The 519-nt window shown below is 61.5% G+C and carries 1 protein-coding gene and 1 pseudogene; both read right to left on the bottom strand.

Features of this window, described 5'->3' with window-relative positions; all coding sequences use genetic code 11:
* A pseudogene (locus DBR24_RS34235) lies at window positions 1–160 on the bottom strand (selenide, water dikinase SelD); the annotation flags it as partial.
* 217 nt (window positions 161–377) lie between these two features.
* Window positions 378–519 (bottom strand): autotransporter outer membrane beta-barrel domain-containing protein (locus DBR24_RS34975; RefSeq protein WP_128616373.1); only part of this gene is annotated, 142 nt, incomplete at its 5' end.

The raw sequence follows: 519 nt of genomic DNA on the forward strand, positions 1-519 counted from the left end.
ACACGGCCGCATCATCGCGCGAGGCATTGCCCACCCACAGTTTCGGATCGAGGTTCTGCGCCCCGCTGCCGGCCAGAATCACCTCCAGCACCTGCGGGGAAATCTTGCAGCCGCAACCGGCGCCGTGGCTGTATTGGGTCAGACGAATCGGCTCGCTCATCAGGGGAGTCTCTGGCAATGGATGGGGCGGATTCTAGCAGAGCGCGGGCGGGCAGATTTTTGCGCTGGATGACAGGGCCTCTTCGCAAGCTCGCTCGCAACAGCTATCGAACGCTCCCCGCAGACTCAAGGCCGGCCCCAAACAACCTCGCCATTGTGCCCAGCAAAAAAAAACCGCCCTCGCGGGCGGCTGAAAGTGCTTCGACCCTAAACCTGAATCAGAAGCTTTGACTGAAGCTGATGTTGAAGGCGCTGTCGTTGTTGTCGCTCGACACCTGGCCCGAGTAGCCGATACCCAGCTTGCCGGTCTGGGTGACCTGGAAGTCGATGCCGGCTTCGAGCAAGGCGCTGTCCTTGGCG

This window comes from Pseudomonas sp. HMWF006 (assembly GCF_003061205.1).
Classification (GTDB): domain Bacteria; phylum Pseudomonadota; class Gammaproteobacteria; order Pseudomonadales; family Pseudomonadaceae; genus Aquipseudomonas; species Aquipseudomonas monsensis.